The organism is Paenibacillus sp. J5C2022, assembly GCF_025567625.1.
In the GTDB taxonomy this organism is placed as follows: Bacteria; Bacillota; Bacilli; order Paenibacillales; family Paenibacillaceae; genus Pristimantibacillus.
This window is the reverse complement of record NZ_JAOQJC010000015.1, coordinates 122,808-149,455: the sequence shown is the minus strand read 5'-3', so window position 1 is coordinate 149,455 and position 26,648 is coordinate 122,808. Positions and strand designations below refer to the sequence as shown.

Sequence of the window (26,648 nt, the reverse complement as noted above, 5' to 3'; positions counted from 1 at the left end):
ATATTGCTTTTCCGTCAAATGCTTACGATGCAGGATTTGCTTCGCAAACCTTTAAACGGGGCAGTTTCGCTCGTTGTTCAGTTTTCAAGGAACAATCTCTTTTCTTTCACCCAACCGCTTATCTCGCGGCCGGAATTAGAATATACCATAGCCTGTCCAATCTTGGCAACCCCTTTTTTAAAAAAATTATCTCATCCGTCATGAAGTCCTCTTCCTGCGTAGTTCGCGGCGCGGATACAGACATTATCCCGCTTTTCCTCGTTACCACCGCGAATCCAGCTATATTCCACATCGGCAATTTGGAACAGCGTATACAGAATCCGTTTTTTTGCTAGCTCTCTTTCAAAAATTGTGATAATAGTTAGGACATATACGAGCGAATTCGAATTCTCACCGTACATCTTGGGAGAAGCATCAGGAAAGGAAAGTCTCACATGCTTAAGAGCAACATGATCAAACGATTCCAACAGACGTCATTCCGCACCAAGTTGATTGTGACTTACCTGCTTCTTATCGCGGTTCCCGTCATGTCCGCACTGTTCATCAACGGCGCTCATCTCTATCGCCAGACCAATTCCGATTATGAAGATATCCTTCAACAACTGGATTCGCGTACGAATGTAACCGTTAACGATTTCTTCAACAATCTCTCCCGCAATTCATTCTTCTATCTGACTGAGCACAAGCTCTACAACATTATGGACAAATCCATGCCGTCAACGGAGAACCAATATATTAAAGATGCCAACTATATGCAGACCGCCCTGGAGCAGCTGGTGCTGATCAACGGGAATATTGCTACGATCTCCGTTGCCGCGCCTAATGGCAGTATATATGGCAGCAAGCCCGAGAACGCGCATAGTGTGCTCGAGACCGTCGGCTACATCGGCAAGGAACAGCTGCAGAAGGGCAGCTTCGTCGTATCCGTTCCGGGCAACTACGGCCAGTCGCTCAGCTTGAGCCATAATCAGAAGCAGTTCATCTCCATCGTGCGCTACCTGTCCGACCTTAACTTGAACAAGGGACGGGAAGCGTACGTCAAGATTGAGATTTATGCCAAAGCGATCGAAAACATGCTTGGGGGCATATCGACGCAAGGGCAATTAAAGCTGCAAACGATTGTGCTGGACGGCAACACGATCGTCTATCATTCCGAAGGCCGGCCCAATATGATTGATCCGGAACTTGTCGGTCAGCTGACTTCCTCTCTCTCCCGGCTGGACTTGACAACGGGCAGCACGAAAGTATCCAGACTGGAGTGGAACGATCAGCATTATATGGTAGGCGGCAGTATCAATAAGGTGACGGGGTGGACGATCATTCATTTCATTCCCGATGCACAGATCGTCAATACGTTCATCGGACATTCGTTCAATTACGTCCTATTCAGCCTACTGGCGCTGGCGGCCGCTTTCTCGCTTGCGTACTTCTTCCACCGTTACTTCATCAACCCGATATTGAAGCTAAGCGGCGCCATGAAAACGATAGACAGCGGTCATCTGCATCACGTCGCAGCTTACAGCGAACGCGAAGATGAGATCGGCCGTCTGATCAACAGCTTCAACGATATGATAAATCGGTTGCGAAGGAGCAGAGAATCCGAGATTGCCGCAGGAATGCTGCAGAAAAAATCAGAGTTGAAAATGCTGCAAGCGCAAATCAATCCGCATTTTCTATATAACACATTAAATACCATTCACGCCATATCGGAGCTTCACCGGATGGAAGATATCTCTACGATGACCAAGTGCTTATCCAGCCTGTACAGGTATAACATCAAATACGGCGACGAAGTGACCATTGCCAATGAACTGGAGCAAATCGACAACTACGTGAAGATTCAACAGATTCGCTTCTACAACCGATTTCAAGTGGAGTACCGGATCGATCCGGAAGTCATGCCATGCAAAATATTGAAATTTCTGATCCAGCCGATTATCGAAAACAGCTTCTACCACGGACTCGAGCCTAAAGTGGGAAGGGGAACGCTGAGCTTAACAATCAAACGCGTGGGGCAATCCCTCTATATCTTCGTACATGACGACGGTGTCGGCATCCACCCCGACAAGCTGGAGGAACTGAATGAGATGCTGCGCCAGGATCAGCCACTTGACGGCTCCGACAACGGCAGAAACTATGGACTTATGAACGTTTATACGCGCATCAAGCATTTTTATGGTGACGGATACTGGATGAAGGTCAGGAGCAACCAGCAGGACGGCACCACGATCACGCTCACCATTCCAATCGTTAAAGGAGATGCCACAAAGTGAAAATATTAATTGCGGACGACGAGTATATTGCAAGAAAAGCAGTCGTGCAAATGGTAACGGACTGGAGCAGCTCCGTGCACATACTGGAAGCTGAAGACGGGCTCTCCGCCTTGGGCCTGGTGCAATCGCAGACGCCCGATCTCGTCCTGACGGATATACGCATGCCTGGCCTTGACGGAATCAATCTTGCGGCAGAGATCCATGCCAGCCATCCCGGCATATTCGTCGCCATCATTAGCGGCTATGACGACTTCGCCTACGCGCAGCAAGCGATTCAATACAAAGTGGAGCATTACTTGCTTAAGCCCATGAGCAGAGATGAGCTGTACCCGTTGCTGGATCGGCTGGAGCAGCAGCTTCAAGCCGCAAGCCGAAGGAAGCGACGCGAAGCCCTCTCAGCTTGCTTATATAGTCTGGAGGAGACAGCAGTGACTCCCGAAACGAATACGTTAACGTCCCGCGGCTTCCAGATCGTATTCCTTCAAGCGGATTGGATAGGAGGCGATGAACTAGCGTTGGAACACTTGGACAAGCGAATGTCTGACGCTGTTGTCATACCGGACAAGCATTATGAAGGCTGGCTTGTCTTGTGGATGCCCTTGTCATCGATAAGCATGGGCGAACAGCTTATGCCCCGGATGGAGAACGAGCTGCGGCTGTTGCTGACATCGACGCTGCAACCGGCATTGAAGCGTCAAGGCGGCAGGCTTGTTCATGCAGGCATCAGTTCCATCCAGCACGATGGGGCGCTGTTGCGCCATTGTTATGCCGAAGCCAAAACCGCTGCCGTACAGAGTATGATAGCCGGCTGTGATGAAATCGTTGCATTTCATGAGACAAGGAATGACAACTTCTATGCCGCCGGTGTTCTTCAAGAGTGGACGGAAGCTTTTATCCGTAACCTGCACAAGCTGAAATCGGATGAGTCGGCAGCCATGGTATCGCAATGGCTTGCGGAAGCCCGCAAGCATAAGTACTCCGCGCCCATGATGCAAGACTGGCTGGCCGGTACGATTAACGCTTTGAACGGATTCGGCGAGAAATATTCCGATACGATTCGCTTCCGCTTCCTGGAGCAGCGCAATCTGCTGCACTATCCCACCTTGGACATATTGGGGCAGCAATTGATTGCATCCGTTAAAACTGTGATTGATCATATCCATAGCCATGAAGCACAGCAAGACATCGTAGAAAATATAAAGGCACACGTAGATATCCATTACAAACAGCGGATAACGCTGGAAGAACTGGCCCAGCAGAAGCACTTCGTCGATCCAAGCTATCTCAGCCGCCAATTTAAACGCAAAGTCGGCATGAGCTTCTCCGCCTACCTGCTCCAGGTGCGTATGAACAAAGCGAAAAGCATGCTGGAGAATCAGTGCGGACGGACAGTGGCGGAAGTGGCGAGCGAAGCCGGCTTCAACGATTATTCCTACTTCATCCATATGTACAAGAAGGTGTTCGGAAGAACCCCGGGCAAGGATCGAAGCAAATCGGCGAACAGCCGCAGCGGTCAATGAAATGGTCATTATTCTCATATAAAGAGTGTCATAATTCTCCTATATTCACTGCCGTTCCCGTTGCTACAATGTATCCCGTACGACAACAACAATTACTGCTAAAGGGGATGTACACATGAAAGCAAGATGGTTCAAGGGCGGAATCGCAGCGCTGACTTGTCTGACAATGGTCGTCGCAGCGGGCTGTTCCAGCAATACCGGCAACGGCAATTCTGAAGACGTTTCCAGCAATAGCGACAAGGGCGGCAAATCAGCCGACACGGTAAAAATCGAGTATTTCCAAATGAAGCCCGAAGCTGTTGACGTTGTCAACGATCTGATCAGCAAATTCGAAGCCAGCAACCCCGGCATCAAGGTGGAGCAAAACAATGTGCCTAATCCCGAGAACGTCTGGTCGATGCGGGTGTCGACGAAGGATGCGCCTGCCGTATTCACGCATTATCCGCACAACTCCGTCTTTCAGAAAATGGCCAAGGAAGGCCAGGTTCTCGATCTGACGAACGATCCGCTTATGGCCAACGTTCAACCCGCTATTGCGGACTTGAGCAAAATCGACGGCAAAAATTATGCGGTTCCAATCGGCGTTGCCACACTGGGCATGTACTATAACAAAGAGATGTTCGCTAGCTTGGGATTACAGCCTCCTTCAACGCAAGCAGAACTGATTGACGCTGCCGATAAGCTGCAAGCTGCCGGCATCACTCCGTTCTACTTCCATGACAAAGACTATAACGGCATCCGCCAGGAGGTCGTATACAAGATGGGCCAGACCATGCCGGACATCGAACAATTTCTTGAAGACGTCATGAACGGCAAGGCGCATATTGCCGACAATCCGGATTTCAAGCCGTTCGCGCAATCACTGCTGGATATTCGCAAGTACGGTCAGAAGGATATGATGGGCACCGGTTACGACGACGCCCTGCGCGCCTTCGCGAACGGCGAGACGGCGATGTGGTTCACGGGCATCTGGGCCATTAAGGAAATCAAGGAATCCAGCCCGGATCTGGACTTCGCGATGTTCCCTCTTCCGACTGTGAATGCAGCGGACATCAAAACGCAAGTATCGGTGGATACGGCGATCGGCTTGCCTGCTAATGGCGAGAACGAAGAAGCGGCCCGCAAGTTCATCTCCTTCATGTCCGAGAAGGAAAATGTGGAGACTTACTTGGCGATGGCGGGCTATCCGTCCGGCATCAAGGACGTGAAGAGCAGCCGTGAAGAAATTACTTTGCTGACCGAATTGATCACCGATGGCAAAATCTACCCGACAATCGAGCGCCTCTGGCCGCCGGGAGTGAACGCTGAAGTGGGCAAGGCGACACAAGAGATGTTCGTAACGGGCAACGTGGATCAGTACCTGGAAGCTTTGGACGCCATTTTCTACAATAAACATAATCAATAACGCATAATGCATGCGGGAACGCTGCTTGTCCGAGAGCTTTCCCGCATTTTTAATGGAGGGTCAATTATGACGATAAGAGGATTTAAGCCAGGGGCCGTCTTCTTCCTGCTAACGCTTCCCGCGGTGCTCCTGTACGCTTTCTTCTTTCTAGCGCCGATGTTCATAGGCGTATACTACAGCATGACGAACTGGGACGGCTTCTCCCTGTCCTACGATTTCGTAGGATTAAAAAATTATATCGCGATTATTGAAGACAAGCGGTTTCACAACGGCTTGATGTTCACGCTGCTGTACACCTTCATCGTTGTGATCTTCAAGCTTGGCATCGCACTGCTGCTGGCGCTTCTGCTAAGCCAGTCGCTGAAGCTGAGAGGGCTGTTCCGCTCGATCTATTTCTTCCCTGCCGTGCTGAGCATGATTACAGTCGGCATGGTATTCAATCAATTCTTCTACTCTCTGTTCCCTCCGATCGGGGAAGCGCTCGGCATCGAATGGCTGTCGCGGAACTTGCTGGGACATCCCGATACCGCCATATTCGGCATTGCGCTTACGAACATTTGGCAGGGCTTCGCCATTCCGATGGTTATCTTTATCGCGGGGCTGTCCAGCGTACCGAAGGATCTGATCGAAGCCGCCATCATCGACGGAGCCTCGGCTACGCAGCGCTTCTTCTCCGTCACGGTGCCGTTCTTGATTCCGATGCTGACCGTCAATCTGGTGCTGGCCATTAAGGGCGGCTTGACTGTATTCGATTATATCGTAGCGATGACGATGGGCGGACCGTCCAAGTCGACGGAATCGCTCGGCTTTCTTATCTACCAGCATGGCATGAACGAGATGAAATTCGGCTACGGAACGGCTGAAGCCATCTATGTGTTCTTGCTGATCGGCATCATATCATTCATCCAGATTAAGCTCCTGTCGAAGAAAGAGGTGGGGCAGCAATGAGCAAGAACATGCCGTTTCGCATTTTATCGTACTCGTTCCTGGGCATTGGCTCTCTCTTCATTCTAATTCCGGTTTATTTAACGATTGCGGTAGCCATGAAGACGAGAGAAGAAACGACCAGAAACTTCTTCTCACCGCCGTCAAGCCTGTACTTGGACAATTTCATCAACGTGATGAACAAATCCAACTTCTGGACTGTTGTCCTGAACTCTACTGTCATAACCGTCGCTTCGCTGCTGTTCATGCTCTTGTTCATTCCGATGGTGTCGTATGCCATATCGCGCAACATGAAGCATGTCTACTATAAAGCGGTCTACTTCCTGATATTGTCCGGCATATTCGTCCCCTTCCAGGCCGTCATGCTTCCGATCTATCGCCACATGGGCAGCTTGGAGCTTCTGAATCAGACAGGACTTATCATTATGTACGTTACGCTATCGTTCGCCCAGGGCATCTTCCTGTGCGTCGGCTTTCTGAAGAATATCCCGCTGGAGCTTGATCAGGCTTCCAAAATCGACGGCTGCGGAGTGTGGCTTACTTTCTCCCGTATTATCTATCCACTGCTCATGCCGATTATTGCGACTATTCTCATTCTGAACAGTTTATGGATTTGGAACGACTTCCAGCTCCCTCTCATTATGCTGAACAGACATCCGGATTTGTGGACGCTGCCTCTATTCATTTATAATTTCAAGTCAGAGGTCAGCTTTGACTATACGCTTGCCTTTGCCGCCTTCGCGCTCTCTATGGCGCCTATAACGATCATGTATGCCTTCACGCAGAAGCTGATTATAGGCGGCTTGACAGAGGGCTCTATCAAATAATGAATAGGATGTGCTAATCGATGGAACTGACAGTGATGACATTCAATCTGCGCGTGAACACGCCGGTGGACGGAAGCAACGCATGGCCATACCGCAACAAGCAAGCCGCGGAACTCATTCGCAGGTTCGCTCCATTAGTAGCAGGTACGCAAGAAGGCAAGTATGACATGCTCCGCGATCTGGACCGAGACTTGACCGGCTATAGCAGAATCGGCGAAGGCCGCAGCGGTTATGAGAGCGGCGACGAGGCGATGGACGAATGCTGCTGCATCTACTATCGTCATGATGACGTCTCCATGCTGGAGCACGGACAATTCTGGCTGTCGGAGACGCCTGACCAGGCCGGCAGCGTTAGCTGGGACAGCAGCTTGCCTCGCTTCTGTACGTGGGGACTGTTCCAATCGAAAGAGAAGCCGGAGATGCAATTTTACCATCTCAACACACACTTCGATCATCTCGGACAAGAAGCGCGCGTGGCGAGCGCCAAGCTGCTGCTTCACAAGATAGCCGAGCTTCGGCAAGATTACCATATTCCGGTCGTTGTTACAGGAGATTTCAACTGTTATCCCGACAATCCGGCGATTGTATGCTTGAAGGAACAATTGAAGGATGCATATGACATTCTTGCCGAGCCGGTCGGACGAACGTTCCACGACTTCGAGGGCGGCGTCGAAGGAGAGCCGATCGATTATATATTCACAAGCGAGGATATGGCGATTCTGGAGACATTCGTTTACCGCGATAAGCAGGATGGCGCCTATCCTTCCGATCATTACCCCATTGCCTCCCGAGTACAGCTGCCTTAACCATCTGATATTCGGAGCAAGATTCCGAAGGGAGATTACTTTACGTTGAAGGCTTTTAGAGGTTATATTTTCGACCTGGACGGCACGATCTATCTGGGTCAACATGCCATCGAAGGAGCGGTTCAGACCGTCAATGCGTTGCTGGGCATGAACAAGAAGATTCTATTCCTGACGAATAAGACGATTGAATCGCGAGACTCCTGCGTACGCAAGCTGAACAAGCTGGGCATTCCCGTCACGTTGGAGCATATTCTGAGTCCGGCAGTCGTCACAACCCGGATGCTGCAGGAGCGGTATCATGATAAAAAAGTGTACGTGGTCGGCGAAGAAGTGTTCAAAAAAGAACTGCGGGACAGCGGAGTCCGCTTCGCCGATTCCCCGGAGGAGACGGACGTTATCGTCTTGTCCTGGGACCGCCAGTTCCATTACGATATGCTGAATTTCGCTTATCAGGCGATCAAGAAAAACGGCGCCATTGTCATAGCGACCAATCCCGACCGCACTTGCCCGCTGCCGGAAGGGGAGGTGCCTGACTGCGGCAGCATCATCGGAGCGATCGAAGGAGCTACAGGGGGCAAAGTTCAGACGATTACCGGCAAGCCATCCTGTCATATGGCAGCGGCGGCACTTCAAGCTCTGGGGCTGGAAGCGGAGGAGTGCATCATGGTGGGAGACCGGCTGGAGACCGACATCCGCATGGGGCAGATCGCCAACATACATACGGCTCTAGTTCTAACGGGTGTTGCCCGAAGAGAAGATATCAGCTCGTCGGGCTTCCAGCCGGAGTACGTGCTTCAATCTGTCCGGGATCTTGTGGCTGCCGCGGATTAATTGTATATTGAAAGGCAACTACTATATGAAGTAGATATACAATTCTCTTGAATACGGAAGGGAGCGGGGTCCGGCATGAATACGCCTCAAGCAAGCGAAGAATGGATTCAGCTGCAGAAGGAGCTGCCGCAATGGGTAGAAGAGAGCCGCGCACAATGCGGCGAAGGCAAGGTAGCCTCCTATATTCCCGAGCTGGCCAAAGCGCCGCATGAAGCGCTCGGCATTCAGATTATGAATGGCAGCGGCGCCTCTGTTGTCGCAGGCGACGCAGCGATCCCTTTCACGATGCAAAGCATCTCGAAGGTGTTCACGCTGCTGCTCGCCTTGATGGACAACGGGGAAGCAGCCGTCTTCGACAAGGTCGGCATGGAGCCTACCGGCGACAACTTCAATTCCATGCTGAAGCTCGAGCTTGTTCAGCCTGGCATTCCGTTCAATCCGCTTATCAACGCCGGTGCGATCGTCATCTCCTCCCTTATTGCAGGAGCAAGCGTGGAAGAGAAATCCGATCGAGTGTTGCAGTTCTTCCGCAGACTGGCGGCGAACGACTCGCTTGAAGTGAACGAAGCCGTCTACCGGTCGGAATCGGCGTCGGCAGATTTGAACCGTTCCATGGCATATTTCCTGAAAGACAACGGAGTGCTGCAAGGCAAAGTGGACGAGGTGCTTGATGTGTATTTCCGTCACTGTTCCATCAACGTCACTTGTGCAGATCTTGCCCGCATGGCGCTCGTGCTGGCGTTCGACGGGACCGACCCGCTGACGGGCGAGCGTCACATACCTCGCCGCTATGTACAGATTGCCAAGACGTTCATGGTCACTTGCGGCATGTACAATGCATCGGGCGAATTCGCCATCGAGGTCGGCATGCCGGCCAAGAGCGGCGTCGCCGGCGGCATATTGACGCTGGTGCCCGGGCGATACGGCATTGGGGTCGTAGGCCCAGCGCTTAATCCGAAGGGCAACAGCATCGCCGGCGTCCATCTGCTGGAGACGCTGTCGCAGCGGCTGGACTGGAGCTTGTTCTAGTACAACCAGCCGGCAGATTCATCCGTCCTAATAGCAAGAGACATGCATCAGACGACAATCTGACCGCATGTCTCTTTCTTTCAATCCTCATTCGCTGGACGCTTCACAACCTTGAAGCTGCGATTGAGCGCGAAGAATTGCTCCGCTTTCTCTCTATGCTCCTCCGTAATAAAGCCGCTTAGCGTCTTGAAGGCAATGATGACGGCTGTCGCATCGTCGGCGAAGCCTGCGACCGGAATGAAATCCGGCAGCAAGTCAAGAGGCAGTATCCAGTAGGCGATCGCTCCGATGGCCGTCACTTTGGCCGCCCGCGGCGTTGCGGGATCAAGCGCGCAATAATAGAGCGCCATCACCTCCCGCGCGAAGGGCACTTTGGAAGCATATCGCTTCACCTTGCCCCAGAAGCCTTCCTCGACGTATTTGACTTGCTTGTCGTAATCGCCGATTTTACTCACCCAGCTGTCAACATCCACTTCTTGTTCCACCGGGGCAGTCATGTCCGCTTTCGACGGCAGAAGCGGCTGATTCTCATTCATCCCTTCGGGCACCGCTTCTTCCACCAGCTTCTTCCCGCAATGTTCGCAATGGCGGTCCATTACATTGTCTCCGTCGCCGATCTCCGTCAATTGCTCGCAATACGGACACTCTACTGCATCCATCCTCCCCACTCCTTTACCGTTGTTCTGCCGTTGTATGTCCCCTTAATACTCGTTCGGACGACGAAAGGTTTCAACCCCATTATGGCTCCAGCACATATTGACCATGCACCAGCCCGCTGTAGAATCCGCCCTTGGCGGTCAGTACCTCATGCGAGCCCTTCTCCGCCACTGTGCCGTTCTGGAGCACGACGATCTGATCGGCCTGTTGAATCGTATTCAAGCGGTGGGCGATAATGAAGCTCGTGCGCCCCTCCATCAACCGCTGGAGCGCTTCCTGAATTTTAATCTCCGTGACCGTGTCGATGCTGCTCGTCGCCTCGTCGAGCACCAATATCGACGGATTCGCCAGAATCGCCCTGGCGATCGCGAGCAGTTGCTTCTGCCCTTGGCTGATGCCCGCTCCATCCCCTTTCAGCAGCGCATTGTAACCGCCCTTCATCCGGGAGATGAAGCCGTGCGCATTCGCCAGCTTCGCCGCTTCCTCCACTTCCTTATCCGACGCATCCAGCTTGCCGTATCGGATATTGTCTGCGATCGTGCCTTCGAACAGGAACGGGTCCTGCAGCACGAACGCCATCTGTGAACGCAGGCTGGCCCGCTTCATCGTGCGGATGTCGCGGTCATCGATCTCGATCGCCCCGGTTGTCGGCTCATAGAAGCGGCTCAGCAGCGAGATGAGCGTCGTCTTGCCCGCTCCGGTAGGTCCCACGAACGCCACCGTCTCGCCGGGCGCCGCCGTGAAGCTGACATGCTTCAACGTATCGCCGCCCGCTTCGTACGAGAACGATACGTCACGGAAGACTACCTTCCCTTCCACGGATCGCACCTCCTCCGCCCCGCTCTCATCGCTGCTCTCCACCTCTTCATCCAGCACCTGGAACACCCGCTCGGCTCCCGCCACGGCGGACAGCATCGTGTTCCATTGATTGGCGAGATCGTTCAGCGGACGGGTGAACTGTCTGGAATATTCCGCGAAGATGATGATGACGCCTACCGTAATCGTGCCGCCCTTAAGCGCCAGCATGCCGCCTATTCCGGCTATAATGGCGAAGCTGAGATTGTTCAGGCCGCTCATCAGCTTCGGAATAAAGCCCGAGATGGCCTGCGCCCAGAAGCCGGACAGCCGAATCCGCTCGTTGCGCTGACGGAATTCGCGAATGACCGTCTCCTCTTGCGAGAAGGCTTTAATAATGCGCTGACCGGACAATGTCTCCTCCACGTAGCCGTTCAATTCGCCCAGATTGCGCTGCTGCGCCCTGAACATCCGGCTCGTGCGGTTCGTAATCCATTTCATTCCCAGCGCCATCAGCGGCACGACGAGGAAGGTGAGCAATGTGAGTAATGGACTCAGGGAAAGCATGACGCCAACAATGCCGACAAGCAGCAGCACGCTGGAGAAGACGGAGATGACCGAACTGTTCAGCGTGGCGCTCACATTCTCGATATCATTCGTCATCCGGCTCATCGTCTCGCCGTGCTGCCGCTTGGCGAAGTACGGAATCGGCAGCCGCTGCAGATGATTGAACAGCTCTCTGCGCATCGACAGCACCGTGCGCTGCGAGATAGTGATCATCCATATGCTCTGCAGCCATGTGGTCAGCGCCTGCAGCGAATAGACGGCCGCGATGCCGAGCAGGAACAGCAGCATGCCGCTGCCGCGCTCTACAATAAAACGATCGATCGCCGTGCCGATCAAATAAGGTCCCAGCAGAGCCAGACCGGTGCTGAACAGCACCATCGCCATGACGGCGATAAGCTTGGCGCGGTATTGGATCAGATAGCGCCATATTCGCTTCAGCGTGCCGGCGGCGTCCTTCGCCCGCTGCTTCGGCTTCCCTCCGCCCGCGCGCTCCGCCAGTCTCCCCATTCCGTGCTGCGCAGGCGGGTGAAGGCTTTCCCCCCGGCTGGCAGCGGCTTCCGGACGAGGATAGCGGAACGGCTCCATCAGCTTCTTAAGCATGCGATACCCCCGCCTTCCGCTCTTGTGATTCGCATATGCTGCGATACAGCGCCGAAGCTTCTACAAGCTCTTCATGCGTACCGGATGCAAGCAATTTGCCGTCATCCAGTAGAAGCACGGAGTCGGCCGCTCTTGTGGCGCTTATTTTTTGCGTGATAAGGAAGATTGTGCACTTCCGCTCCTTCAACGCGGCAAGCAGCGCCGCTTCGGTATGGACATCAAGCGCGCTTGTGCAGTCGTCCAGCAGCAGAATGGCAGGCTTCCGCACCAATGCCCTTGCGATCGTCAGCCGCTGCTTCTGCCCGCCCGACAGATTCACACCCTTCTGGCCGACTATCGTATTGTAACCTTGGGGAAGCGACTGAATCGTATCGTGAATTTGCGCCAGCCGTGCGGCCTCCATCACTTCCTCCATCGTCGCCTCTTCCTTCCCCCAGCGAACATTGTCCGCCACCGTTCCGGTGAACAGCATAATGTCTTGCGGCACATAGCCAATCGCCCTCCTCAGGGTGTTCGGCTCCATATGCTGTGCATCGTAACCGTCTATAAGCACGCTGCCGTCCTCGATATCGTACAATCTTGGAATCAGCGACAGCAGCGTCGACTTCCCGGCGCCCGTAGCGCCCATTATCGCTACCATCTTGCCGGCTTCCGTCCGGAAGGACACCCTCTCCAACACCGGCGCTTCTGTATCGGGATATTGGAACGTGACATCACGGAACTCAACGTCTCCCGCTCCTACCGTCCGCGCATTCTTGCGTTGTGCATCGGTCTTTCCAGCACTGCCCGTCGTCGCCACTTCCTCCACCCTTCTCGCCGAAGCGAGCGCGCGGGAGAAATTGACGACGATCATCGCCATTAGCGACAGCACGCCGGTCGTCCTCGTAGCATAGTTGGCAATTGCGACGATCTCTCCCACCGTAACTGCTCCACTCTGATCCAGCTCGATGCGTCCGAACCACAATACAGCGATAACACTGGCGTTCATCACGAGCAGGATGACCGGCATCGTCAGCTCCGTCAGTCTGAGTGCGGCGACCATCCGCTCCATTAATCCATTGCTTGCATCGCTGAAGCGATCGCCTTCATGCTTCTCCCTGACGAATACGCGGACGAGCCGCATGCCGATCAGATTCTGCTGCAGCACATTGTTGACCTTGTCCAGCTGCTGCTGCACCTCGCGGAACAGCCTTTCGCCCCGCTTCATGACCCAGCCCAGGAACAACGCAAGGATCGGAATGGCGCCTGCGAAGTACAAGGCCAGCTTGGCATCCACCAGGAACGCCATAATAACGCTTCCAATGACGAGCAGCGGCGCTCTCAGCATAATGCGCAAGCCCATGAAGACGGTATTCTGAAGCTGCATGACATCATTAGTCAAGCGTGTAATTAACGAAGACTCCGAGAAGCGTCCAAATTCCGTGAACGTGAACCGCTGCACTTTCTCATACAGCAGCTCCCGCATACGGAAGCCGAAGCTTTGACTGACATGAGCGGCGAAGAAAGAGCTGACGATGCCGAATCCGAAAGCTACCACGGATATTCCCAGCAGCACGCCTCCCCACAGGTACACCACGTCTAGGCGGTTCTGCATAATGCCGTCGTCAATGATTTTGGCAATAATATAGGGCTGGAGCAATTCCGCAATAAGTTCAGTGAACATGAGAATTAGAGCTATGACTACTGCAAATCGAAACGGTTTCAAGTTGGAAAATACTGTCCGCATACCGCTCCTCCCCTCGTTACCATCATAATACAATTTCGCCGCTTGCGCATCATCCGGTTCTGGTTTCCTCCACCATAAAGAACTTTAAAAAAGCCCCGTATCTCAGCCGTATGCCGATCGACGGGACTCTCATTTGAGCACAGTTCATTTTCCTGTATCGGATTTCTTCAGCGCCACAGCCAATATCCGCTCGAACCAGCGCCATGGCAGAAGGGACTTCCCCAGCATCGATTGCAGCGAACCTTTCCCGTACGTATAGCGCAGGGATGGAGATTTCTTCCCCGCCAGCCATACGATCTTGCGCGCGATCTCGTCCGGATCGGGAGCCGATTCCGCCGTCCGGCGAGAATAGCCCAACACGGCATCCAGAAGCGGCCGATACGGCGAAGCTTCCGTGACATGAATGTGATCGAACCCTTTATCCCAGATGGACGTATTATAAGCTCCCGGGCAGATCAGCACCGTCTTGATGCCGAAGCCGCTCACCTCATGGCGCAGCGATTCGCTGAACCCCTCCAGAGCGAACTTGGATGTGCAATATGGCGAATAGCCGGGGATGCCGATTCGTCCGCTGACGCTGCTTACATTAATAATCGTGCCACTGCCTTGCTCCCGCATGAGGGGCAGGACGGATTGCGTCATGGCGATGACGCCGAACAGATTCGTATCCATCAGCTTGCGCCACTCCTCCATCGGCACTTCCTCGGCCGCTCCGCCGACGGCATAGCCCGCATTGTTCACCAGCACATCCACCCTTCCGTACTTCTCCCTCACCTGCTCCATCGCATGACGAATATCCGCTTCGCTGGTCACATCCAGCTTCATGCAATCCAGTCGCGATTCGCAGCCCAGCCCTCTTGCCCGCTCCAGCAATTCGCTCTTCTTGTTCAAGTCGCGCATCGTCGCCACGACGCGGTAACCCTTCTCCAGGAAACGGAGACTGGCCAGCATGCCGAAGCCGCTGGATGTACCTGTCAGCAGCGCCACCTTGTCGCTCATCGCGTCGTCCCCCTCTTCCACTTGTTCTCCACCCGCCGCAGCTTGACGCCCTTCTCCGGTGCTTGATATCGTGTACATTCGTAAACAGGACTAACGCATCCCAGCTTAAGGAACAACTCGTCCAATCCCGACACGACCGCCGCCGACTCTTCCTCCCAAGATGCATGGCCTTGCAGCTCCAGCATCACTTCGAGCTGGCTGCGGTCGTGCTGAATGACCTTATATTCCGACACCCGATCGCTGCTTACGATAACAGCGCGTGCGATATAGTCCGGGAATACAGGGATATCGGAACGCCCGTCGCTGCCCGGCAGATAGAACAGATCGTCGCTCCTCCCGTCTATGGAGGCAATCGTGACAAGCGGAGATCCGCAGGAGCAGCAATCCCCCTCCGTAATCAGATCGTTCAAGCGATAGCGGATAATCGGCTGGGATACTCGTGTGAAGTCCGTCACAATGGGCATAAACTTCTTCTTGTCCGCATCGACATATTCCTTCTGAATCGCGACGATATCTTCATTGATATGGAGAGTGCCGAAGCGGCAGGTAGAAGCCAGGAACCCTTCCGTACATTGATAGACTTGATGCAGTATCCCTCCGAACGCCGCTTCAATATAGCTTCTGTCCAGCGGGTCCAGCACCTCTGCGACGGAGATCACCTTCGCAGGGGCAATCGCAAGAGCGCCCCATTGCGCCGCTCCCGCCAGCAGCCGGAGCAACGACGGTGGACCGACCACTATGGATGGCTTGTAGACGTTCAGTTGATCAATATGACGCTCGAGCGGCTGAAGCAGATCGTAGAACCGGAACTGCAGCCGCCTCCCTCTCACCGAGCTGTACAGACGGCTGTCCGCTCGCAGGAAGAAGGCCACCTTCTCGCTAGACATAATCGAGCCGGGAAGCACCTTCGCCAGCATCGCTCCGGCCCACGTATACCTTTCCCAATCGCTGACGAGGAACAGCCCCCGATTGCCCGAAGTGCCGGAGGATAGACCCACAGTGACGCCGTTCATCGCGGGAGAGAAGTCCCGGCTTCGTTCGGCTTCAAGCGCCAGCCGCATCGCCTCTTCCTTCTTCATGCCCACCGTATTCAGGCTATCGAAATGCTCCATCATGATTCCTTTATCTATAATTGGGAAGGAACGCCACTCCACGCTCCGCTTCCCGTCCCACAGTTCACGGTAGAACGGGGATTCCTTCCTGACTGCTTCAATATGGCGGGCAATCCGCTTCTCCTGCCAGCTTTCCAATGCGTCACGGTTATTCCAGTTCCGCAGATAGCGCGTTGCCAGATAGGACCGGAATATCGTCAGCTTATCCCTCACAACGGCTCGCCTCCCTCTATATGCCGGCTCCACGCTTCCATGCAGTGCGACGGAATGATGCGCACGTCCGGGTAGCGCTTATGCAGCTCCACGAGACGCAGGAACGATTCCCGATACTGCCGGCGGCTCGGCATGATCAGCCCCGCTGCGGGATGGGGCGGCCGCTCTTCCCGGTAAGCTGCGCTCGACCAGACAGCATCGGCGCACAAGAAGCATTCGTTCCGTGCGGTGCGCAGGAATAATCCGAACTGCCCCTCGGCGTGCCCCGACACATCGACGGCGATCAGGCTGCCGTCGGCGAATAGATCGTAGCCGCCCACTGCGTGGAAGGGATGCTGTTCCGGCAAGGCGATGTGCGGAGTCTCTTCAATCGGCGACAGCCGATGCTCGAAGTCATCTGGCAGCAGAGCGGGTACGAATCCCCTTCGGACGGCCGACACCCCTTTCAAGCGCTTCACGGCTTCATACGCCTTCCGCGACGCCATAAATTCCGCGTTCGGGAAATCCCGCAAGCCCGCGATATGATCCCCATGAAAGTGCGACACGATTATGCGCTTCACGTCTTCCGGCCGAACGCCCCTTCTCTGTAGCTGACTCGCCGCGCTCTCTCCCAGACAGACGGGCGTCGTCTTGGCGTACAGGGAATATGGGAACGGCCTTGTCGCCTCCAGGAAGCGGCTTGCATAGCCGGTATCGAACAGCAGGATGCCGTGCTGCGGATGCTCAATTACAGCATATCCCGCAGGGTAACGGACATGTCCCCACGAGCCGCCGGAGATTGTGACGAACTCCCGATGGGTGCAATAGCCGGATGCGTGCAGCTGAAGCGTCACAGTCGTCTTATTGATGTCCATTCTGATGTTGCTTCCACCACTCCGCATAGCGTACAATTCCTTCCTCTACACTGACCTGCGGCATATAACCCAGCGCATTCCTGGCGCGAGTATTGTCCAAAGTCTGATGCCGTCCCAGCGCTCCGACAGAATAGCGGGTCAAGAGCGGTTCCTTCTCCGACCCCAGCAACCTCGCCTTCCATTCCAGCAACCCCGCCAGCCCGTAAGCGAGCGGATACGGCACCTTGCGCCGCTTCAGCGGCTTGTCCAGCACGCGGAACAAACGCTCCAGCACTTCGAGCAATATGACAGGCTCCTGATTGGTTATGTTGTAGGCAGCGCCAAGCGCAGACTCCGGCGCATCCGCACAGAGCAGCAGCGCGTGCACAACGTTGTCCACATAGGTTAAATCCATCATGATCCGGCCGCCCCGGAACATCGGCACGCCTCCCTCGTCGTTCGCCCGTATCAACCGGGGCAGCAGCGTCGTATCGCCTGGACCGAATATTGCTCTCGGACGGATGATGATGGCGGGAAGTCCTTCAATGTGCGCTTGCTGCACGATCTCCTCGGCCACCCTCTTCGTCGCGGCATAATGATTCGCGGCCTTTCGGGGAAGCGGGCTATCCTCGGCAACGTTCAACCGGTCCCGATAATTCATATAGATGCTTGGCGTAGACACATGAACAAGCCGGCGGGCGCCGCCTTCACGGCAGCCTTCCACGATATGCTTCGTGCCCAGCACATTGCTGTCGTAGAATTGCTGATAAGCTCCCCAAGGAGAGGATAGCGCTCCGCTATGGAAGACCACATCCTGATCTCTGCAAGCTTCCATTACGATTTCACGATGAGCGAGATTCCCCTTTATGAAAGTGATTCCAGCGTCTTCCAGTTCCTTGCCCGCCACTTCATTTCTGCCGAAAGCCGTCACCTGCCACCCCTTCCGCTGCAAGGTGCCGGCAAGCCTCTTCCCGACAAATCCCGTCGCTCCTGTTACTAGCGCACTCTTCATAGTGAACCATTCCATTCCAAATCAATTGTCGATGCTTCTAGTATGGATACCCTCTCGGACTTCGCAATACGCATCGTCTCCAGCAAAATGCGAAATTGCTCCACCGACGGCCGCGGATCGTCAAGCCGAAAAATAATGTCCCGGCTATGACGAAACGCCGAGGCCCATGCCCTCCATCGCCGGGGATGGCGCAGCTGCGAAGCGCCGAATAGCAGCATCGCCGCTCCAAGCATGCAGGAGGCGCCGGGCTCGGGGAACAACGGCAGCTGTCCGTCATCGGGCGAGACGATCGAGCTAATAGAACCACTCAAGCCAGTCGGGTTGGTTGTGCCGATAATAGCCCCTGCGAAGGCATCGTCATGATGGGGCAGCAGATGAACGCCGCTTGTCGCTCTTGGATTGCATTCGATCGGATATAATCGGCCGTCATGGGCGGATACGATAAAGTCGAACGAGAGCTGGCCTGTGAACCGCTCTTGGGCTGCGAACTCCTTCACCCAACACCATAGCTCATCATGCTGAACGGCTCCCATATGAATACCGGCTCCCAATCCTGCCGTGAATGTCGGCGTATAACAAGCATGAGCAGTCACTCGGCCTTCATGGGCGATCGTGTACGTGCATAACGGCGTGCCTGCAATATATTGCTGTACGACCCAAGGCAGGGACGGACTGATGTCTTCTTCGCCCTGTCCTTCGCGTCGCCATAGCGCCAGTCTCTCCGATAGCTTCGGCTGATCCAGTTCGATGATCCGCACCTTCGCCGAAAATCTGGAATACTCCGGCTTCAGCACCACGCGGCCGGAAAAACGTCCCGACCCAAGCTTCTCCTCCAGCTCGTCCATCGATTCCACTCGCTCGGTATACGGCGTGAGGATGCCGTTGCTTGCCAGATGCTCGATGAACTTCCACTTGCTATGCAGCCGATCCAATTGATCGATTGGCTCGCAAAGCACCTTGCAGCCGGTCCCCAGTTCGATGAAGGCTTTGCCTTGCGCAAGATGAAATACTTCCTCGCAAGTAGGTATGATCATTCCAATGCGCTGCTCCTGTACAATTCGGCGAATGGCCGTCAAGTAGCCTTCCCGATCCCGGTTAGGCTTCGGTACCCGATAGCTCCGCACTATTGCTCTCGACACGCGGCAAAGATGAAAGTCTACACTCTCCGCAGCGAATACAGGATGCCCTGCAGCGGCCAGCCGTCTGGCGATGTCCAGCGCGACCGGCGCTCTCGTGCCGGTAATCAGAATGGGCAGCTTGTCTCTATTATTAGACGGCAAGCCGCCTCCCCCTCTAGTAATCAAGAATAAGTCCTCCCAGTGAGAGCCCCGCCGATGTGCCCAGCAGCAACACCCGGTCTCCCCGTTCAATGCGCTGTCGCTCTATCGCTTCGTGCAGCAGCATCGGGATAGAGGCGGCGATCATATTCCCCCCGTGGTGCGAGACGTCCATCAACTGATGCTCGCCTACGCCCAGCTTGCGCATAATGAGCCGGACCGCCATGGCGCTTGCCTGATGGGGGATAACCAGCTTCATCTCTCCTATACCGGTGCCCGCTTCCCGCATGAGCCGATCGAGGAACGGCGGCATCAGCTTCGAGGTCATACGGAAGATGCCCGTTCCGTCCATCTGGAACAGGAAGTCCTTCCCCGTCGCCTCGAAATTGCGCGGATGGAGCTTCGTACCGCCGCCGCGAATCTCGGACAGAGGAGCGCCGTCGCCGTAGGTTTCCATGGCAGCGTGCACAATTGCAGAGCGGCCGCCCCGCTCCGAACGGCTCAAGACAACCGCGACCGCCCCGTCTCCGAACAGTGCTGCGCTCTCCTTATGCTCCCAGTCAAGACCGACGGAAGCAATCTCGCTGGTCACGAGCAGCGCGGTGCGGTATCTTCCCGCTTCTATCATATAAGAGACGATATCCATTGCGGCGACGAAGCTTAGGCAGGTCGTATTGACGTCGAACGCGGGAACGCCGGAAGCGCCTTCCCCCATCTCCGCCTGTATAAGCGCCGCATTGCAGGGAATCGGCTGCTGGTACGTGCCGCTTGCGCCGACAATGCAATCGATATCGCGGAACGAGATGCCTGCCGCCAGGATAGCCGCCGCTGCAGCCTTGGCCCCCATCTGCGCCGCCGTTTCTTCGCCTGCGAAGTAACGCTTGGCGACGCCGGTCTTCTTCAGCGTCCATCCCGCTTTCACCCCCAGCCTGGCGTCGACCTCTTCGGCAGTCACACACGTTTGCGGCAAGTACTTGCCAGTCCCTATTATTTTCACATAGCGATGTTGCATATCTTGCTCCTCCTGTTGCTTCGATAAGCTATAAAATACTTCAATACGCTCCAATATACTTCAACATCCATCGATACGCTTCATAGGACTCGTATGCTTCGTATGCTTCAAAGTACAGACTCTATCGTCTCTACCCTCTATCGGCGCGATTCCGGCCATGCATCAGTTTCCTAAGACCTATTGTCCGCTTCGAGATTCTACTATTCATACTACTAGGTTTGCGAGGCAATGTCATGTCAGACCCATTTATGGTCCAATGGCATTCATCAGTTTCAACGGAATGGGGAGGGATCATGAATCAGATGCCAGGATGAGATGAGAGGGGAAGGGGGAAGATGCTTGAATAAGCGCTGTGGAGTTTGTTAGTTAAATACAGACAAAGGAGGGGCGCTCCAACGCGCCCCCCCCTTAATCGTCTAAAGCTTAGTCCGCCAGCTTATATAAGGAGAAATCATCCAAATAAAGTTTGGTAGTTGTATTGAAGTTTCTTAGTGATACACAGACTTGCAACTGAGTGGGCACAACTCCATTATAATCAGGTTTGACTTCGAAAATATACTCCAGCTTCTTCCACTTTCCGAATGCCCAGGAGAGTGGCATGTTGTCGGTCCGCACGTCAGCAACCTGAGTTGCACCGGATCTGATGTTGGTCCAGAACTGAATCGTGCCTGTCGTAGTCGGATCCGTTGGCAAGTAGTAATATAGAACGGCCTTATACTTGCCCGGAGCAATCCCCGCGTCAGTGTATTGATAAGGTCCGGCAGCCGACTGGACTCCGCTAGTCACAAGACTATAATTGCCTGTACGAGCGTACTCGTCCGTACGTTGTGTAACTGTAGTTCCCCACGAGTACCACGAAGGGATTACATGAGGTGTCTCAGTATTGCCTAACTCAAACGATGAATTTTTCAAATAATTAGTAGAATCCACAAGATGAACAGGTCTGAAGCTATCTGCCTTCCAAGGCGCCCCTCCGCCCCAGCCTAAAAACTTGGTAGATCCATGATAAGTACGGAAGAAGAAACCCATCAGAGTATTAGTCAGATTCAGATCGACGCCTATGCTGGAGAATGGGATGACCTGAATCGTATTCCAACGATCCGTTCCAATTTGTGCACTTGCTTGCCACTGGGTATCCAGATCCGGTGTCGGTCCGGCATTTGGATCTGTTTTCTTGTAAATGAACTTAACGGCATTAGGATTAGTGAAAAATCCTTTGTAGCCTGATGCGACATCGCCAGTCACATAGGTTTCGACGGAGTCGTCCTGGCCGCTCTTCCACCAGTTATTCGGTGCCTCGGTGCTCTTAATCAATTTGTTCGTCAACACTTCACTGTCAAAGTTTTCATACCCGACATACAGATTCTCATCATCCCACAACAAATATACTTTCGTCTCTGAAGGCGGAACCTCGTTGGAACCCATAACCGTAAACTCGGAGAAAGGAACCGCTGCAGTCCACGGTCCTTGACTGAAATCGAGAGATTGCAGGATCGTCTCTTTGCTGGCCGCTGTTTTAACGGCGGATGCGGAAAGATTCGTGTAAGAGTCCATTCCGCTCAATACGTTGTAGAACCGTTGTCGTACGATTCCGTTTGCCGGTTCCGTATTCACATAGCGCTGTACAGCATCGATAAGCATTCTTTGTACGCCATCCCATGCACCGGAGTTTTCCTTGTTCGTTCTGTCGAGAATAAGATTGTCGCTGAATTCTACTAACAGGCTTTTCCGCTTTTTTGCCATCGCGTAGCTTTGTTCGATATCGTCCAACATTGCCATTGCGGCTTGCTCATCCGCAGGCGTGCTGACTGCTCCTTTTCTCGGATAGCTAAGCGCCGATGCTTCGTAATACTCAAATGTGCGCAGGAGCAGCTCGGCACGCGTCTTCTGCTTGCCTGCCCCGGCATTGGCAACGACCAGCTCCAACAGGCGACGGCTCTCGATGAGGTCTTCCTTCGTCACGATTTCCAGATAACTGTGGTCGAAGAGATTCAAGTAATTCCGCTTATTTGTTGCGTTGAGCCATGCGTTATACCAGTCCGACTGGAAGATACGGGTCGTCCAGAACGTTTCCCAATACTCATAATACTGCTTCAAATATGGAGCCGCTTCCGCACCTACCGCCCGCTCAACCCATTCGTCCGTCAATTCGTTGACATCGAGGTTCGGATTCCACTGTAATTTGGCCGATACCCACGGTTTCGGACCTTCACCAAAGTTCGGATACAACTCCGCGACATGAGCAATAACCTTGTGATCTTCCGCATACTTATAATTTTCCGCCATTTGTTGCATGTACATACGAGGCACATTGTACGGCGATCCGTATAAATATTCATAAAACCCAATATTTGTCGCCTTCTCTTCCCAGAGCGCGGTCTGTCCTTTCCCGGTCGACTCATGTTCAGGCAGTACCCATGTCATACGATCATCCGTAATAAACGGAATAACACGAGGGTTCAGCGGAACGGTCGGCGGGTCATACACATTCAAGTAGGCCAGCAACCCAAAATATTTATCCGGATGTACAGCCAAAACACCTTCTGCTACTTGATTCACCCATGGATAATAAATGTCCGACATATTCAGTACACCCATAGAGTTCAGCTTTCCTGGATAGTTCGGATGATCCGGATTGGATTCACAAAAGTTATCCTGTTTGTCGTTAATGCCCAGCGAATAGGATCTGGCAGTAGGATTCTGATTGAAATATTCAATAATTGTCGCGATCGCTGCATCTGCCGTTTCATTCGTAAAGCATGGTTGCCAGTCATAAGGATGGGTAGGAAGAACCCCATCGGGATAATATTCCGGGTGATCGGCAAAAACAGCAGGATCAAACAATACATTCATGTTATGGTGGAAATTAATCGATTGCTGCATACGATTATCTCTACTCCACTCGCCTTGAATAGCCATCCCGAAGAAATGCCGGGAAATTGCGGCTGGTTCATCTTTTACCTGTTCAGCAGGAACTGCCAGATCTGTTGTCAACGGTACATCCTCGCCGTCAGGTCCAGGCAATAACCAAAGGACACCGACATAGCGCTCGAGAAATTCATCAACGCCATACTCCGTACCCCAAGCTGTCGGTCCGATAATAGAAATCGATTGCTCGTAAGGCCAGATAACAAATCCGTGATCGTCTAGTTCTTGCAGTTCGCTCATTATCGCAGTTTCTGTCTGTGGAGCTTTCGTTCCGACATAGATGCGAACCTTATTGTCATACAGATTACCCGACTGGTTAAGCTCCGTCGTCGTCAAGACAGGTAGCGCAGCATTTGTCGACTTTTTGATATACGCAGCTAATTTATTCGCTGCTGCTCTTGTTTGATTATCTGCGCTCGGTTCCACGATAATTAGCGACTGCGCCTGACCATTCGCTACAATACTCAAATCCGTCGTTGGCGTTGGGTTCGATGCCTCCCCTTCCCTCATCGTTTGGACTGCTTCCCCCAGCAGATTTTTTGCGGTTTCGGTTATATTTTTCTGCATGCCCTTATTGGATAGATGCTTCAGGAAATCGTCTATCTTCTTGTCAGCCTGCTCGGTCGAGCCTTTCTCCAACTGATGTTTGGCTTGCTGCAAGCTGTTTTCAAGCTGCTTCGACAATGGGGCCCGCACCTCACCGGATGCAACCAGTTGATCCAGCAAGAGCAATATTGCATCGATCTGACTCAAAGTAGGGCTGTCAGGTGTCTGTGCATCGGCATTCCGGGTCAAGCCTACCATCGGAGCGAGTACTATTGCTAAAACCAACGTCCACAGCATCCATTTACGCTTCAACATGTTTTTCTTCCTCCATTCGGTAGTTCCCATTTATTCTTTCCTCCCGCTCATACTTTATTGTAACCGCTTGCAATTCATGAATGGAGAGACACATGAAGCATTTCTCCGCGATCCATACACTTACTCCCGTAAGCTTTGCCTATATTGTCCAGGGGTGATGCCGACCATTTTTTTGAAATAGCGAATGAAGTTTTGTGAATTTTGGAAATTGAGCTGCTGCGCAATGTCCAAAATCGTCCAATCTGTATTCTCAAGCAGCTCCTTGGAGATGCTCAGCCGATGTTGCGCGAGATAATCGCTGAAGCTCACGCCCGTTCCTTTGCGGAACACCCTCCGCAAATAGTCGGGATGGTACTTCAATTGCTCTGCGCATGCTTCCAGCGTTAGATCCGTTTTATACTGCTCGTGAATTATTCTGCGCATCTGCTCGGTGATGATATAATATTGCTTCTGCGACTGTTCTTCTCGCCATTGAATGAACGGAGTGAGCACTTTCCCAACGATCCAGCTCTCGATTTCATCCAGGGAGTTAAGCTCGAACAGTTGATCAAATATCGTCTTCTGGTCGTTCAACAGTTGGAATAGAAACTCTTCAGAATCGAGAGAATCCGTCAGCAACGTGACGAGCAAGCGTACCAAATAGAGCTGCAGCTCGCGGTAACTGACGTTGGCCTCCAGCAAATAACGGGAAATTAGCCGCAAGCTCTCCCTAGCCTGCTCGTGATCATTCTCCTCTATCGCTTCAATGAGTGCCTTCTCCAGTGCCGCCGGATACTTGATCCGGACCATTCGATCGGGCGTCAAATCCTCGAAGAAGAAAAATGATTGCTCGATGATGACACTTTTTTGCTTTAACGCCTCTGTCGCTTCCAGGTAGGCACGGCTGGCTTCCTTCAACGAATGAATCGACCGGCTGATCCCGAATATGGCGTCCAGTCCCAAGTAACGTTCGACGGCTGCGCGGATCATCACGATCAGTGATTCGACATATTCACGAAATTGCTTAGACGTCTCATGCATGCTGCCGACGACGATTACCTGGCACTGACCGATCGTAACGACAGGCAGGCTATTGGAAGCGGGAATGAGCTCGCCCATTACATTCTTTACGGCCATCATCATCAGATCCCGGTCGCTTTCCCTGTATCGCGAGCGTTTCCAGTTGCTGATTAGCAGGGAGACAATACAGCATTGCTTCCACTCCGCATTCAACCTGTAATAGGCAGATCTGGCTTCAGCTTCAGCAGGATTAACCTCGCCAATCAGTAGCTTGAACAGGAATAGATCCCGCAATTGGCTGACCTGACCGGCTATAAACTCATCCTTGCCATGCTGCGTTTCCATCAATGACTCCAGACGCGCTTCAATCAGTTCAATTTCATTATATTTATTGTCGGTCTGCGAATCGGACAGACGGACAGCGGAATCGTACAGCTTGCGGATCGGCTTATAAAATCGGCGGTTCATCGCCATCGCGATCAGCAGTGTAAGCAAGAGGACGAGGAAGCAGGTTAAAAACATCGTGTTCCGAATCGATCCGGCATCTTTGGCAATCTCGGCATTCGAGTAGACCGAAACATAATACCAGTTGTTATAGGCCGAGCGACTGACAACCGCCAGATGCGAATTATCGAATTTGAACGTTGCGGGACTCCCGGGCTGAACTGTCCCTTTGATGAGAGCAGCAAATTCGGCGGGAAGCTGGTTCCACTGGGAGGTGAACGATTCCGAAGCCGCCAGAATATGCAGATCGGCGTCGATCAACAGCCTCGCATCGCGATTGTCGTCAGAGGACAGCCGGCGCTCGATTTCATAACGCGGAATTTGCACACCCAGCATACCTGTTGGCTTCATCGCATGGAGCGGCGTTCTTTTCACCAGAGTAACGGCAGCAATATCCGACTCCGACCGTACACCTTCTTTCACCGCGGTATTAGTTCTTTCCTGTTGCGTCACCCAGAACGACTTCTCATTCCTTTCGCGATATCCGACGTACAAGTCGCGATCCGCATGCTCGCTGAGCAAGAACGCTCCGTGGTTGTCGAGCAGCCAGCCTTTGGCGAAGCTGACATAGAATACATTGCTAATTCCCATTTCCATTGTTTGCATCCGGTACAATTGCGAGCTCAGCTCGTTAAACGACTGAAAGTGATGGCTCGAATAATCCCACTCGGTCGAATCCTGCAACAAAGTCGAGTTTGCCAGTTGAGTAAGCGAAAAATCTATAGTCGTATACAATTGTTCAAGGCGCATCTGCGTTTCCGTGAGAAGTTGGCTGTTGCGCTGATCGACCTGATCCTCGACCCGATCCATAAATAAATAGTAAGAGAAGCTGCCTAAGGCAAGCACTGGGATCGCCCCAACAAAAATGCTGATTACCATAAGCCGGATCAATAATCGCGGGGGCTTCCGCATCATAA

At 53.2% G+C, this 26,648-nt stretch carries 20 protein-coding genes; 9 read left to right on the top strand and 11 right to left on the bottom strand.

Features of this window, described 5'->3' with window-relative positions; genetic code table 11:
- The 9 genes from M6D81_RS14470 to glsA all read left to right on the top strand — a co-directional run.
- Positions 1–335: hypothetical protein (locus M6D81_RS14470; protein WP_262677610.1), on the top strand; the 335-nt coding region annotated here is incomplete at its 5' end.
- A 99-nt stretch (positions 336–434) separates the two neighbouring features.
- The gene (locus M6D81_RS14465; RefSeq protein WP_262677609.1) at positions 435–2,273 is read left to right on the top strand and encodes a sensor histidine kinase; all 1,839 of its coding nucleotides are present in this window, start codon (positions 435–437) and stop codon (positions 2,271–2,273) included.
- Entirely contained in the window at positions 2,270–3,793 is a 1,524-nt protein-coding gene (locus M6D81_RS14460) for a response regulator transcription factor (RefSeq protein ID WP_262677608.1), read from the top strand. Before M6D81_RS14465 ends, M6D81_RS14460 begins: the two co-directional genes overlap by 4 nt.
- Positions 3,794–3,908: 115 nt before the next feature.
- Entirely contained in the window at positions 3,909–5,198 is a 1,290-nt protein-coding gene (locus M6D81_RS14455) for an ABC transporter substrate-binding protein (RefSeq protein ID WP_262677607.1), read from the top strand.
- A gap of 66 nt (positions 5,199–5,264) precedes the next feature.
- Positions 5,265–6,146: a carbohydrate ABC transporter permease gene (locus tag M6D81_RS14450; RefSeq protein WP_262677606.1), complete on the top strand. Its 882-nt coding sequence runs from the start codon at positions 5,265–5,267 to the stop codon at positions 6,144–6,146.
- Entirely contained in the window at positions 6,143–6,970 is an 828-nt protein-coding gene (locus M6D81_RS14445; protein ID WP_262677605.1) for a carbohydrate ABC transporter permease, read from the top strand. Before M6D81_RS14450 ends, M6D81_RS14445 begins: the two co-directional genes overlap by 4 nt.
- A 20-nt stretch (positions 6,971–6,990) precedes the next feature.
- Positions 6,991–7,776 (top strand): endonuclease/exonuclease/phosphatase family protein, encoded by a 786-nt coding sequence (locus tag M6D81_RS14440; RefSeq protein WP_262677604.1) that lies wholly within the window; start codon positions 6,991–6,993, stop codon positions 7,774–7,776.
- A 45-nt stretch (positions 7,777–7,821) separates the two neighbouring features.
- The gene (locus M6D81_RS14435; protein ID WP_262677603.1) at positions 7,822–8,607 is read left to right on the top strand and encodes an HAD-IIA family hydrolase; all 786 of its coding nucleotides are present in this window, start codon (positions 7,822–7,824) and stop codon (positions 8,605–8,607) included.
- A 75-nt stretch (positions 8,608–8,682) separates the two neighbouring features.
- Complete coding sequence (gene glsA, locus M6D81_RS14430; RefSeq protein WP_262677602.1) at positions 8,683–9,636, top strand: glutaminase A; 954 nt, start codon at positions 8,683–8,685, stop codon at positions 9,634–9,636.
- Positions 9,637–9,716: 80 nt separating this feature from the next.
- Here glsA and M6D81_RS14425 read toward each other — a convergent pair whose 3' ends face one another.
- From M6D81_RS14425 to M6D81_RS14375, 11 genes are all read right to left on the bottom strand, one after another.
- Positions 9,717–10,295 carry a YkvA family protein gene (locus M6D81_RS14425; RefSeq protein WP_262677601.1) on the bottom strand — a complete coding sequence of 193 codons (579 nt, stop codon included), beginning with the start codon at positions 10,293–10,295 and terminating at the stop codon, positions 9,717–9,719.
- A 79-nt stretch (positions 10,296–10,374) separates the two neighbouring features.
- A complete protein-coding gene (locus tag M6D81_RS14420) occupies positions 10,375–12,255 on the bottom strand; it encodes an ABC transporter ATP-binding protein (protein ID WP_262677600.1) in 1,881 nt (626 codons plus the stop codon).
- Positions 12,248–13,981, bottom strand: a complete 1,734-nt coding sequence (locus tag M6D81_RS14415; protein ID WP_262677599.1) for an ABC transporter ATP-binding protein — start codon at positions 13,979–13,981, stop codon at positions 12,248–12,250. Before M6D81_RS14415 ends, M6D81_RS14420 begins: the two co-directional genes overlap by 8 nt.
- A 144-nt stretch (positions 13,982–14,125) precedes the next feature.
- Entirely contained in the window at positions 14,126–14,980 is an 855-nt protein-coding gene (locus M6D81_RS14410) for an SDR family oxidoreductase (protein WP_262677598.1), read from the bottom strand.
- Positions 14,977–16,305, bottom strand: coding sequence for a F390 synthetase-related protein (locus tag M6D81_RS14405; RefSeq protein WP_262677597.1), 1,329 nt, complete (start codon positions 16,303–16,305; stop codon positions 14,977–14,979). The genes M6D81_RS14410 and M6D81_RS14405 overlap by 4 nt, the downstream gene beginning before the upstream one ends.
- Entirely contained in the window at positions 16,302–17,159 is an 858-nt protein-coding gene (locus tag M6D81_RS14400; RefSeq protein ID WP_262677596.1) for an MBL fold metallo-hydrolase, read from the bottom strand. Before M6D81_RS14400 ends, M6D81_RS14405 begins: the two co-directional genes overlap by 4 nt.
- A complete protein-coding gene (locus tag M6D81_RS14395; protein ID WP_262677595.1) occupies positions 17,146–18,150 on the bottom strand; it encodes an NAD-dependent epimerase/dehydratase family protein in 1,005 nt (334 codons plus the stop codon). The genes M6D81_RS14400 and M6D81_RS14395 overlap by 14 nt, the downstream gene beginning before the upstream one ends.
- Positions 18,147–19,454, bottom strand: a complete 1,308-nt coding sequence (locus M6D81_RS14390) for an ATP-grasp domain-containing protein (RefSeq protein ID WP_262677594.1) — start codon at positions 19,452–19,454, stop codon at positions 18,147–18,149. Before M6D81_RS14390 ends, M6D81_RS14395 begins: the two co-directional genes overlap by 4 nt.
- Positions 19,444–20,439 carry a beta-ketoacyl-ACP synthase III gene (locus M6D81_RS14385; protein WP_262677593.1) on the bottom strand — a complete coding sequence of 332 codons (996 nt, stop codon included), beginning with the start codon at positions 20,437–20,439 and terminating at the stop codon, positions 19,444–19,446. Before M6D81_RS14385 ends, M6D81_RS14390 begins: the two co-directional genes overlap by 11 nt.
- Before the next feature lie 423 nt (positions 20,440–20,862).
- A complete protein-coding gene (locus M6D81_RS14380) occupies positions 20,863–24,228 on the bottom strand; it encodes a DUF4838 domain-containing protein (protein ID WP_262677592.1) in 3,366 nt (1,121 codons plus the stop codon).
- Positions 24,229–24,348: 120 nt separating this feature from the next.
- Positions 24,349–26,646 (bottom strand): AraC family transcriptional regulator, encoded by a 2,298-nt coding sequence (locus M6D81_RS14375; RefSeq protein ID WP_262677591.1) that lies wholly within the window; start codon positions 26,644–26,646, stop codon positions 24,349–24,351.
- Positions 26,647–26,648: the final 2 nt, after the last annotated feature.

Coding starts and splice junctions, on each gene's coding strand:
- M6D81_RS14415 (WP_262677599.1), bottom strand. CDS start 13,981: ATGCGGACAGTATTTTCCAACTTGAAACCGTTTCGATTTGCAGTAGTC.
- M6D81_RS14450 (WP_262677606.1), top strand. CDS start 5,265: ATGACGATAAGAGGATTTAAGCCAGGGGCCGTCTTCTTCCTGCTAACG.
- M6D81_RS14380 (WP_262677592.1), bottom strand. CDS start 24,228: ATGTTGAAGCGTAAATGGATGCTGTGGACGTTGGTTTTAGCAATAGTA.
- glsA (WP_262677602.1), top strand. CDS start 8,683: ATGAATACGCCTCAAGCAAGCGAAGAATGGATTCAGCTGCAGAAGGAG.
- M6D81_RS14465 (WP_262677609.1), top strand. CDS start 435: ATGCTTAAGAGCAACATGATCAAACGATTCCAACAGACGTCATTCCGC.
- M6D81_RS14440 (WP_262677604.1), top strand. CDS start 6,991: ATGGAACTGACAGTGATGACATTCAATCTGCGCGTGAACACGCCGGTG.
- M6D81_RS14385 (WP_262677593.1), bottom strand. CDS start 20,439: ATGCAACATCGCTATGTGAAAATAATAGGGACTGGCAAGTACTTGCCG.
- M6D81_RS14445 (WP_262677605.1), top strand. CDS start 6,143: ATGAGCAAGAACATGCCGTTTCGCATTTTATCGTACTCGTTCCTGGGC.
- M6D81_RS14395 (WP_262677595.1), bottom strand. CDS start 18,150: ATGAAGAGTGCGCTAGTAACAGGAGCGACGGGATTTGTCGGGAAGAGG.
- M6D81_RS14420 (WP_262677600.1), bottom strand. CDS start 12,255: ATGCTTAAGAAGCTGATGGAGCCGTTCCGCTATCCTCGTCCGGAAGCC.
- M6D81_RS14400 (WP_262677596.1), bottom strand. CDS start 17,159: ATGGACATCAATAAGACGACTGTGACGCTTCAGCTGCACGCATCCGGC.
- M6D81_RS14455 (WP_262677607.1), top strand. CDS start 3,909: ATGAAAGCAAGATGGTTCAAGGGCGGAATCGCAGCGCTGACTTGTCTG.
- M6D81_RS14410 (WP_262677598.1), bottom strand. CDS start 14,980: ATGAGCGACAAGGTGGCGCTGCTGACAGGTACATCCAGCGGCTTCGGC.
- M6D81_RS14375 (WP_262677591.1), bottom strand. CDS start 26,646: ATGATGCGGAAGCCCCCGCGATTATTGATCCGGCTTATGGTAATCAGC.
- M6D81_RS14425 (WP_262677601.1), bottom strand. CDS start 10,295: ATGGATGCAGTAGAGTGTCCGTATTGCGAGCAATTGACGGAGATCGGC.